Origin of the sequence: Streptomyces sp. SID9727, from assembly GCF_010550605.1 — a bacterium.
Classification (GTDB): Bacteria; Actinomycetota; Actinomycetes; order Streptomycetales; family Streptomycetaceae; genus Streptomyces.
In genome coordinates this window covers 1-10,397 of the sequence record NZ_JAAGNI010000436.1, presented here as the reverse complement: position 1 = coordinate 10,397, position 10,397 = coordinate 1, and the positions used below count along the sequence as shown (strand labels likewise).

Below are 10,397 nucleotides of genomic sequence, written 5' to 3'. Positions count from 1 at the left end.
CGGCTCGTCGCATCCTGGGGCTGGAGTCGGTCCCAAGGGTTGGGCTGTTCGCCCATTAAAGCGGTACGCGAGCTGGGTTTAGAACGTCGTGAGACAGTTCGGTCCCTATCCGCTGTGCGCGTAGGAATATTGAGAAGGGCTGTCCCTAGTACGAGAGGACCGGGACGGACGAACCTCTGGTGTGCCAGTTGTTCTGCCAAGGGCATGGCTGGTTGGCTACGTTCGGAAAGGATAACCGCTGAAAGCATCTAAGCGGGAAGCCTGCTTCGAGATGAGTATTCCCACCAACTTGATTGGTTAAGGCTCCCAGTAGACGACTGGGTTGATAGGCCAGATGTGGAAGCCCGGTAACGGGTGGAGCTGACTGGTACTAATAGGCCGAGGGCTTGTCCTCAGTTGCTCGCGTCCACTGTGTTAGTTCTGAAATAACGAACAGCCGTGTTGTTGCCCGGTTGGTTCTAATTTCATAGTGTTTCGGTGGTCATTGCGTTAGGGAAACGCCCGGTTACATTCCGAACCCGGAAGCTAAGCCTTTCAGCGCCGATGGTACTGCAGGGGGGACCCTGTGGGAGAGTAGGACGCCGCCGAACTCCTTTTGGAAGAGCCCCGTGCCCTTGTGGCACGGGGCTCTTTCGTGTTTCCAGGGATGCTCGCCACCCCTGTGCACCCGATGACTGGGGCTGAGGGTAGGGTCAGGGAGCATCATTGGCACGTTCTTGACACAGGAGGCCCCCGGGTGGAGGTCCAGGAGACCCGCGTTCAGACGGACCGGGTACTCACCATCCCCAACATCCTCAGCATGGCGCGTCTCGTCGGCGTACCTGTCTTCCTGTGGCTGATTCTCCGTCCGGAGTTCGGCGGGCCCAAGAGTGACGGCTGGGCCCTGCTGGTCCTGATGCTCAGCGGCGTCAGCGACTACCTCGACGGCAAGCTCGCACGCCGCTGGAACCAGATCAGCAACCTCGGCCGGCTGCTCGACCCGGCCGCCGACCGGCTCTATATTCTTTCCACGCTCGTCGGACTCACCTGGCGCGAGATTCTGCCGCTCTGGCTCACTGTCGCGTTGCTCGCCCGCGAGCTGATGCTCCTCGTGATGGTGGGAATCCTGCGCCGGCACGGCTATCCGCCGCCCCAGGTGAACTTCCTCGGCAAGGCGGCCACGTTCAACCTCATGTACGCATTCCCCTTGTTGCTGCTCAGCGACGGGCATGGTTGGCTGGCAGAGGTGGCCACCGTTTTCGGATGGGCGTTCGCAGGGTGGGGTACAACCCTCTATTGGTGGGCAGGAATCTTGTACGTGGTTCAGGTCCGCCGCCTGGTCAAGGCGGATGCAGTAGCCGATTGAGCTCGCCGAAGTGGTGCCGTGCAACGATGCCGGCCTGCGGCTGATGACACAGAAGCTGCCCTGACGGGCGAAGTCGGCTCGACCGTCGTCTCTCAAGGAGGACGTTTCCGACATGAAGGCCGTCGTGATGGCTGGCGGCGAAGGCACCCGTCTTCGCCCTATGACCTCGAGCATGCCCAAGCCGCTCCTGCCTGTGGCCAACCGGCCGATCATGGAGCATGTGCTCCGGCTGCTGAAGCGCCACGGGCTCAATGAGACGGTCGTGACCGTCCAGTTCCTCGCCTCCCTGGTGAAAAACTACTTCGGGGACGGCGAAGAGCTCGGCATGGAGCTGAGCTATGCCAATGAGGAGAAGCCGCTCGGCACAGCCGGCAGCGTGAAGAACGCCGAAGAGGCGCTGAAGGACGACACCTTCCTCGTCATTTCCGGTGACGCGCTCACCGACTTCGACCTCACGGATCTCATCGCATTCCACAAGGAGAAGGGCGGCCTGGTCACGGTCTGCCTCACTCGTGTTCCCAATCCCCTGGAATTCGGGATCACGATCGTGGACGAGCAGGGCCAGGTCGAACGCTTCCTGGAAAAACCGACCTGGGGCCAGGTCTTCTCCGACACCGTGAACACGGGCATCTACGTCATGGAGCCCGAGGTCTTCAACTATGTCGAGGCCGACGCCTCCGTGGACTGGTCCGGGGACGTCTTCCCGCAGCTCATGAAGGAAGGCAAGCCCATCTACGGCTATGTCGCCGAGGGCTACTGGGAGGACGTGGGCACCCACGAGAGCTATGTGAAGGCCCAGGCCGACGTGCTGGAGCGCAAGGTCGACGTCGAGATCGACGGCTTCGAGATCTCTCCCGGGGTCTGGGTGGCCGAAGGCGCCGACGTGCACCCCGACGCCGTGCTCCGCGGACCGCTCTACATCGGGGACTACGCCAAGGTGGAAGCCGGCGTGGAGATCCGCGAGCACACGGTCATCGGGTCCAACGTCGTCGTCAAGAGCGGGGCGTTCCTGCACAAGGCCGTGGTCCACGACAACGTGTACATCGGCGACCACAGCAACCTGCGCGGCTGCGTGGTCGGCAAGAACACCGACATCATGCGTGCCTCCCGGATCGAGGACGGCGCCGTCATCGGCGACGAGTGCCTCGTCGGTGAGGAATCGATCATCCAGGGGAACGTCCGCGTCTACCCCTTCAAGACCATCGAGGCCGGGGCCTTCGTCAACACCTCGGTGATCTGGGAGTCCCGCGGTCAGGCACACCTCTTCGGGGCGCGAGGCGTCTCCGGCATCCTGAACGTCGAAATCACCCCCGAGCTGGCCGTCAGGCTGGCCGGCGCGTACGCGACGACGCTCAAGAAGGGCTCCACCGTCACCACGGCCCGGGACCACTCCCGAGGCGCCCGGGCGCTCAAACGCGCCGTGATCTCCGCGCTCCAGGCCAGCGCGATCGACGTGCGGGACCTGGAGAACGTACCGCTGCCCGTCGCGCGGCAGCAGACCGCGCGCGGCAGTGCGGGCGGCATCATGATCCGTACGTCGCAGGGTGTGCCCGACTCCGTCGACATCATGTTCTTCGACGAACGCGGGGCGGACCTCTCGCAGGCGCGGCAGCGGAAGCTGGACCGCGTCTACGCCAGGCAGGAGTACCGCCGGGCGTTCCCCGGCGAGATCGGCGACATCTACTTCCCGTCCAGCGTCTTCGACTCGTACACCGGGTCGCTGCTGCGCAACGTGGACACGACCGGAATCGCCGACGCCCAGCTGAAGGTCGTGGTCGATGCCTCCAACGGCAGCGCGGGACTCGTGCTGCCGAGCCTCCTCGGGCGGCTGGGCGTCGACGCGCTCACCATCAACCCCGGCCTCGACGAATCCCGGCCGACCGAGACGGCCGAAGCCCGGCGTAAGGGTCTCGTGCGGCTGGGCGAGATCGTCTCCTCCGCTCGGGCGGCCTTCGGCGTCCGCTTCGACCCCGTCGGCGAACGGCTGTCCCTGGTGGACGAGCGGGGCCGGATCGTCGAGGACGACCGGGCGCTGCTCGTCATGCTCGACCTCGTCGCCGCCGAGCGGCGCAGCGGGCGGGTGGCGCTCCCGGTCACCACGACCAGGGTCGCCGAGCAGGTCGCCGCGTACCACGGCACGCAGGTCGAGTGGACGACCACGTCGCCGGACGACCTGACCCGGGTGGGGCGTGAGGAAGGCACCATCTTCGGAGGAGACGGGCGCGGCGGCTTCATCGTTCCCGAATTCGCGAGTGTCTTCGACGGGACCGCCGCGTTCGTGCGGCTCATCGGACTCGTCGCGCGGACGCAGCTCACCCTGAGCCAGATCGACGCCCGCATCCCGCGTGCGCACGTCCTGCGCCGTGACCTGGCGACACCGTGGGCCGTCAAGGGCCTAGTCATGCGCCGCGTCGTGGAGGCGGCCGGCGACCGGGACGTCGACACCACGGACGGTGTACGGGTGGTGGAGGCGGACGGGCGCTGGGTCATGGTGCTGCCCGACCCGGCGGAAGCCGTCACCCACCTGTGGGCCGAGGGGCCCGACGACGCCTCCGCCGAAGCGCTGCTCGACGAGTGGGCGGCGGTCGTGGACAGCGCGGGCGACTGAAGCCGGTCCGCGGGGACGGGCGGACGCGCCGCCCGTCCCCGCGGCTGTGCGCTCATCGGTGGGGCCATTCGGCGTAAGCCGCCGCGACATGCGACGATGTGCGGCATGTCGCAGCAGCCCCCCGGTCGGAGCACGGCCCCGCCGTCCAAGCGGCCCGACGCGTCCATGTTGCTGCTGACGAACGTGATGGAGCACAGCCTGGACGACGGCTACGCCGAAGCGGCGGCGCGGCGGGCGGCGGAGGGGCGTGCGGGGATGCCCCGCACGCTCAAGGCGAAACTCGGCCTCGCCGCCTGCCTGGTCCTCGCCGCGCTGGTCGTCACGCTCGGAGCCGCCCAGGCGCGGGTGACCGCTCCGGTCCTGGCCAAGGAGAAGCAGGAGCTGATCGACCGTATCGACGCCGAGACGGCGGCGGCCGACACCCTGGAATCCCAGGTGGAGCAGGTCCGCGACGACGTCAGCAGCCGGCAGCGCAAGGCCCTCCAGGAACACGGGGGAGACCAGGGCGAGGTGGTGGCGCTCCTCTCCGGGGCCACGCCCGTGCGCGGGCCGGGAGTCAAGGTCGTCGTGGACGACGCCGAGGACACCGACCAAGGCGGTGGCGGGCCCCGTGAGACGAGTGGTTTCTCCGACACCGGGCGGGTCCGTGACCGGGACATGCAGCGTGTCGTGAACGGGCTGTGGGAGTCCGGGGCGGAAGCCATCGCCATCAACGGACAGCGGCTGACGGCCCTGTCGGCGATCCGGGCCGCGGGCGACGCCATACTGGTCGACAACAAACCGCTCGTGCCCCCGTACTCGGTGCTCGCGGTGGGGGACGGAAAGAAGCTGGGTGCGGCCTTCCGGGACAGTGCCGACGGCCGGTACCTGCAAGCGCTGAAGGACACCTTCGACATCCGGACCAGCATCTCCGTCCAGGAGAAGCTGAGCCTTCCGGCCGCCCCGAGCCTGATCGTACGGACAGCAGAGCCTTACAAGGCCGCAGACACAGGGAAGGGCACATCGTGATCGCCGTACTGGGCCTCGTCGTGGGAGTCGTGGTCGGACTGTTGGTCCGGCCCGAAGTACCGGCGGTGGTCGAGCCCTATCTCCCCATCGCCGTCGTCGCCGCGCTCGACGCGGTGTTCGGCGGACTGAGGGCCATGCTCGACGGCATCTTCGTCGACAAGGTCTTCGTGGTCTCGTTCCTCTCGAACGTGGTCGTGGCGGCCCTCATCGTCTTCCTGGGCGACAAGCTGGGCGTCGGCGCCCAGCTCTCCACGGGCGTGGTCGTCGTCCTGGGCATCCGCATCTTCTCCAACGCCGCGGCGATCCGCCGGCACGTCTTCCGGGCCTGATGCCGATGAGCAACGACGCGTTCAACGACGGAGGGGAGCGCCCGGCGGACGCTCCTCAGGAGGTCACCGGGCGTCAGCGGCTGATCGCCGGTCTCTGGCCGCTCCGGGTGACCCGCGCCCAACTCATCGTCGCCCTCCTGCTGTTCGGCCTCGGCCTCGGGCTCGCCATCCAGGTGCGGTCCAACAGCGACAGCAACGCCCTGCGCGGCGCGCGCCAGGAGGACCTGGTGCGCATCCTGGACGAGGTGGACGACCGCACACAGCGGCTGGAGGACGAGAAGCAGCGCCTCGACGCCCAGCGCACGGAGCTGGAGAACAGCTCCGACCAGGCCGAGGAGGCCCGGAAGCAGACGGTCGAGAAGGAGCGGCAACTCGGAGTGCTCGCCGGGACCGTGGCGGCCCACGGGCCAGGGATCACCATGACGGTCAACGACGTCGGCGGCGCCGTGCGGCCCGACATGCTGCTCGACGCCCTGCAGGAGCTCAGGGCGGCCGGTGCCGAGGCCGTCGAGGTCAACGGGGTCCGTGTGGTGGCCCATACGTACTTCTCCGGTGACGCGGGTTCCGTCAAGGTGGACGGGGGCAAGATCACCTCCCCGTACGTCTTCAAGGTCATCGGCAAGCCGCAGGATCTGGAACCGGCGCTGAACATCCCCGGGGGTGTCGTGCAGACGCTGGAGAAGGAGCAGGCCACGGTGCATGTGGCCCGCGCCGACGACATTGTCGTGGACGCCTTGCGACCGGCGGAGACGCCTGACTACGCTCGGTCGTCGGGCCAGTGATCCCCGGGCGCCCGGGCGTCGGGGAACACGAGCGGACGGTTGCGGGGGGTCGCCGCATCGTAATCGTGGCGCGTGGTGGAAACTGTCGAGTGGATACGGACGTTGTGAAGATGTCCGGGTCGGCAGGTGTGTTCATTCAGGGTTCGTCCTGCCCCACGGGCGGGTCTGTTTCGGTCAAGGGGAATCGCCCGTGAAGTTGTTTGGGAAGTTGTTCGGCAAGAGCGCCCGCGATGAGGCCGCGCGCCATCGCGCTCCGCGCCACGGTCAGCCCGACGAGCAGGGCGCGGAGCGCCCGCTCTTCCGTGACCAGGTGGCGGGCCAGGGGGGTGACTACCCGGGCGGTCCCGGCGCGTCGTCCGTTGACCCTGCCGGTCCCGGCCGCATAGGTTTCGGAGCCCCGAGCCAGGAGGCTTCGTCCATGCCGGTGTGTACGAGGTGCGGCCACCGCAACGCCGAGGCCAGTCGTTTCTGCTCCAACTGCGGTGCGCCGCTGCGGGGCGGGGTCCCGGAGCGCGCCTCGGAGACCACGTCGACCATCTCGATCTCGGGCCTCGAGGCGTACGAGGCGGAGGCCACCGGCCAGACCGCCGTGCCGTCGCTGTCGCCCGAGGCACAGGCCGCCGTCGACGCCCTGCCGCTCGGCTCGGCGCTCCTGGTGGTGCGCCGCGGTCCGAACAGCGGCAGCCGCTTCCTGCTGGACGGCGAGCTGACCACGGCCGGCCGCCACCCGCAGAGCGACATCTTCCTGGACGACGTGACGGTCTCCCGCCGTCATGTGGAGTTCCGCCGGGGCGCCGACGGCAGCTTCACGGTCGGGGACGTCGGCAGCCTCAACGGCACCTATGTCAACCGTGAGCGGATCGACTCCGTCGCCCTGTCCAACGGCGACGAGGTGCAGATCGGCAAGTACCGGCTGGTCTTCTACGCGAACCAGCGGGGCATCTGACCCGCCCCCGGACACCGTCCGGGGGGAACCCCAGGAAGGTCCATGCTGAGAACACCGAGCGGCGGTGCCCGACACGGCACCGCCGCCGACGGCCGGCCGATGAGCATCGGCACGGTGCTCCTGCAGCTGCAGGAGGAGTTCCCCGAGGTCACCATCTCCAAGATCCGTTTCCTGGAGGCCGAAGGGCTCGTCGAACCGCAGCGGACCCCTTCCGGCTACCGGAAGTTCGTCGCGGCGGACGTCGAGCGGCTCGCCCAGGTGCTCCGCATGCAGCGGGACCACTACCTGCCGCTGAAGGTCATCCGCGAACATCTGGACGCCCTCGCCCGCGGCGAGCAGGCGGCCCTCCCGTCGCCCGACGGGGAGCCGCGGCAGGCGGACGGCGAGTCCGCCGGTGTGCCGGGCCGGGCCACGGCCGCCCGTATCGGCCGTGCCGAGCTCCTGGTCGCCGCCGAGGTCACCGAGAGCGACCTGGACGACTGGGAGTCGTACGGCCTGGTCGTGCCCTCGGCGGACGGCGGGTACGACGCCGAGATGGTCACCGTCGCCAGGCTTGTGGCGGAACTGGGCCGATTCGGTCTGGAACCTCGTCATCTGAGGGCCGTGCGGGCCGCCGCCGACCGGGAGGCCGGGCTCATCGAGCAGATGGTCGCGCCGCTGCGCCGGCACCGGAATCCGCAGACCAGGGCGCATGCGGAGGCGACCGCGAAGGAGCTGGCGGAGCTGTCCGTACGGCTGCACTCCGCGCTCGTGCACACCGCTCTGCGGGTGCGGCTGCACTGAAGGCGGACCAGCCCGACTACCCAAACCTGCCGAGCACGTCCTAGGGTTGCTGTGTGAACGAGCTCGACGTTGTGGGTGTCCGGGTGGAAATGCCCTCCAACCAACCGATCGTGCTCCTGCGTGAAGTGGGAGGCGACCGGTATCTCCCTATCTGGATCGGCCCTGGAGAGGCGACCGCGATCGCCTTCGCCCAGCAGGGCATGGCTCCGGCCAGGCCGCTGACCCATGATCTCTTCAAGGATGTGCTCGAGGCCGTCGGCCAGGAGCTCACCGAGGTCCGGATCACGGACCTGCGCGAAGGGGTCTTCTACGCGGAGCTGGTCTTCGCCGGCGGTGCCGAGGTGAGCGCGCGGCCTTCCGACGCCATAGCCCTGGCCCTGCGTACCGGCACACCGATCTACGGCAGTGACGGGGTGCTGGACGACGCGGGGATCGCGATCCCCGACGAGCAGGAGGACGAGGTGGAGAAGTTCCGCGAGTTCCTCGACCAGATCTCTCCGGAGGACTTCGGGACGAACAACAGCCAGTGACGTCTACGGGGGCGGCCACCGGCACATCCGGTGAGCCTTTCCCCGTCAACGGTCACGCGAAACCACCCTCAGGGTGATTATCACTCGGCGTGCCGAGTGTGGCGATCGTTGACGCACCCCGGGTGACTGCCTACCTTCGAGTGGGCAGGTCAAGGACGGAGGTCGGCGTGAGAAGCAGCGGCGACGGTACGGCAGCGGGTGCGCCGTATCCGCAGCAGGGGAATACGGCCGACCGGACCATCAGGCAGTCGGCCGCGCCGGCTGCGGTGGCGGGGGGCGACGTGGCATCGGCCGACGACATCGGCTATCGCGGGCCCACGGCGTGCGCGGCCGCGGGGATCACGTACCGGCAGCTGGACTACTGGGCGCGCACCGGTCTCGTGGAGCCGAGCGTCCGCCCGGCGTACGGGTCGGGCACCCAGCGGCTCTACAGCTTCCGGGACGTCGTCCTGCTGAAGATCGTGAAGCGTTTCCTCGACACCGGAGTGGCGCTCCAGAACATCCGGACCACGGTCCAGCACCTGCGGGCCCGCGGCTTCCAGGATCTGGAGCGGATGACGCTGATGAGCGACGGGGCCACCGTCTACGAGTGCTCCTCGCCCGCAGAGGTGGTCGACCTGCTCCAGGGCGGCCAGGGCGTCTTCGGGATCGCCGTCGGAGTGGTCTGGCGGGATGTGGACGCGGCCCTGTCGCAGCTGCACGGGGAGCGCGTGGACACCGGTGAGACGCTGATCGGGCACAACCCGGCCGACGAGCTCGCCCGCCGCCGCAATCGGGCCGTCTGAGCTCCGAGCGCGCCCCCGGGACGGGAATCGCGGGCGCGCGGGCCGTGCCGACACGGCGATTGTCAGTGCCGTAGGGCAGCATCGGCTGGTGTGAGAGCCGCGCCCACCATCCTGCACCTGGACATGGATGCCTTCTACGCCTCCGCGGAGCAGGCGGCGAAACCCAGCCTGCGCGGCAAACCGGTCGTGGTGGGCGGGCTGGGGCCGCGCGGGGTCGTCGCGACCGCCTCGTACGAGGCGCGGCGCTTCGGGGTGCACTCGGCGATGCCCATGGCGCAGGCCAGGCGGCTCGCTCCGAACGCCGCCTACCTGGTCCCGCGCTTCACGCTGTACCGGACGGTGAGCGACCAGGTCATGGAGCTGCTCGGCCGGCTCTCACCGCTGGTGGAACCGCTCAGCCTGGACGAGGCGTTCGTGGACCTCGAAGCGGGCGGCACGGCCGACGACACGGCCTCCGCCCTGGAGATCGGCGGAGAACTGCGCGAGGCCATCCGGGCGGTCACCGGACTGACCGGTTCCGTCGGGCTCGCCGGCTCCAAGATGCTCGCCAAGATCGCCTCCGAGGAAGCCAAGCCCGACGGGATACGCCTGATCGCGCCCGGCACCGAACGCGCGCACCTCGCGCCCATGCCGGTGCGCACCCTGCCCGGCGTCGGCCCCGCCACGGCGGACCATCTGCGCCGCGCCGGCATGACGACGGTCGACGACCTCGCCGAGGCGGGTGAGGCGGAACTGGTCCGGCTCCTGGGCAAGGCACACGGAGCCGCGCTGCACCGGATGGCCTCCGGCTTCGACGACCGGCCCGTGGTCGCGGAGCGCGACGCGAAATCCGTATCCGTGGAGGACACCTTCGACATGGACCTGCACGACCGCGTCCGGGTGCGCACCGAGGTGGAACGGCTGGCCGACCGATGCGTCCAGCGTCTGCGGGGTGCGGGGCGCTCGGGGCGCACGGTGGTCCTCAAGGTGCGCCGGTACGACTTCTCGACGCTGACCCGCTCCGAGACGCTGCGCGGGCCCACGGACGACCCGGCGGTCGTCCGGGAGGCCGCCGCCCGGCTCCTGGAGGCCGTGGACACCACCGGCGGGGTGCGTCTGCTGGGCGTCGGCGTCACGGGGCTCGCCGACTACACCCAGGAGGACCTGTTCGCCCAGGCCGCCGGTGCGCGGGAGGCGGCCCTCCCGGTGGACGACGTGGCCGGGCCGCGGGAGGACGCCGAGGCCCGCGCGGGCACGCCGGACGACGCGCCGGGGGCGGAGGTGGCGGCCGCCGAGCAGCGG

At 69.1% G+C, this 10,397-nt stretch carries 10 protein-coding genes and 2 rRNA genes; all 12 read left to right on the top strand.

All coding sequences use genetic code 11. The annotated features are described in order from the left end of the window. Positions 1-394, top strand: a 23S ribosomal RNA gene (locus G3I41_RS30615); the annotation flags it as partial. Between the two features lie 79 nt (positions 395-473). After that, a 5S ribosomal RNA gene (gene rrf / locus G3I41_RS30610) occupies positions 474-590 on the top strand. A 146-nt stretch (positions 591-736) separates the two neighbouring features. Further along, positions 737-1,345 (top strand): CDP-alcohol phosphatidyltransferase family protein, encoded by a 609-nt coding sequence (locus tag G3I41_RS30605; protein ID WP_164403795.1) that lies wholly within the window; start codon positions 737-739, stop codon positions 1,343-1,345. 112 nt (positions 1,346-1,457) lie between these two features. Next, positions 1,458-3,953 (top strand): mannose-1-phosphate guanyltransferase, encoded by a 2,496-nt coding sequence (locus tag G3I41_RS30600; RefSeq protein ID WP_164403794.1) that lies wholly within the window; start codon positions 1,458-1,460, stop codon positions 3,951-3,953. A 105-nt stretch (positions 3,954-4,058) separates the two neighbouring features. Beyond that, positions 4,059-4,961, top strand: coding sequence for a DUF881 domain-containing protein (locus G3I41_RS30595; protein ID WP_164403793.1), 903 nt, complete (start codon positions 4,059-4,061; stop codon positions 4,959-4,961). Then, a complete protein-coding gene (locus tag G3I41_RS30590) occupies positions 4,958-5,290 on the top strand; it encodes a small basic family protein (RefSeq protein WP_003970459.1) in 333 nt (110 codons plus the stop codon). Before G3I41_RS30595 ends, G3I41_RS30590 begins: the two co-directional genes overlap by 4 nt. Positions 5,291-5,295: 5 nt before the next feature. Then, positions 5,296-6,072: a DUF881 domain-containing protein gene (locus tag G3I41_RS30585; RefSeq protein WP_164403792.1), complete on the top strand. Its 777-nt coding sequence runs from the start codon at positions 5,296-5,298 to the stop codon at positions 6,070-6,072. An 82-nt stretch (positions 6,073-6,154) separates the two neighbouring features. Next, positions 6,155-7,018, top strand: a complete 864-nt coding sequence (locus G3I41_RS30580; RefSeq protein WP_239081922.1) for an FHA domain-containing protein — start codon at positions 6,155-6,157, stop codon at positions 7,016-7,018. 42 nt (positions 7,019-7,060) lie between these two features. After that, positions 7,061-7,801 (top strand): MerR family transcriptional regulator, encoded by a 741-nt coding sequence (locus tag G3I41_RS30575; RefSeq protein WP_164403790.1) that lies wholly within the window; start codon positions 7,061-7,063, stop codon positions 7,799-7,801. Positions 7,802-7,854: 53 nt separating this feature from the next. After that, positions 7,855-8,331, top strand: coding sequence for a bifunctional nuclease family protein (locus G3I41_RS30570; protein WP_164403789.1), 477 nt, complete (start codon positions 7,855-7,857; stop codon positions 8,329-8,331). A 167-nt stretch (positions 8,332-8,498) separates the two neighbouring features. After that, positions 8,499-9,116 (top strand): MerR family transcriptional regulator, encoded by a 618-nt coding sequence (locus G3I41_RS30565; RefSeq protein WP_164403788.1) that lies wholly within the window; start codon positions 8,499-8,501, stop codon positions 9,114-9,116. Between the two features lie 90 nt (positions 9,117-9,206). After that, on the top strand, positions 9,207-10,397 hold a 1,191-nt coding region (locus tag G3I41_RS30560), incomplete at its 3' end, for a DNA polymerase IV (protein ID WP_343242260.1).

Bases quoted from the DNA above. Each gene is read 5' to 3' on its own strand.
- G3I41_RS30600 (WP_164403794.1), top strand. From the start codon at position 1,458: ATGAAGGCCGTCGTGATGGCTGGCGGCGAAGGCACCCGTCTTCGCCCT.
- G3I41_RS30595 (WP_164403793.1), top strand. From the start codon at position 4,059: ATGTCGCAGCAGCCCCCCGGTCGGAGCACGGCCCCGCCGTCCAAGCGG.
- G3I41_RS30585 (WP_164403792.1), top strand. From the start codon at position 5,296: ATGAGCAACGACGCGTTCAACGACGGAGGGGAGCGCCCGGCGGACGCT.
- G3I41_RS30575 (WP_164403790.1), top strand. From the start codon at position 7,061: ATGCTGAGAACACCGAGCGGCGGTGCCCGACACGGCACCGCCGCCGAC.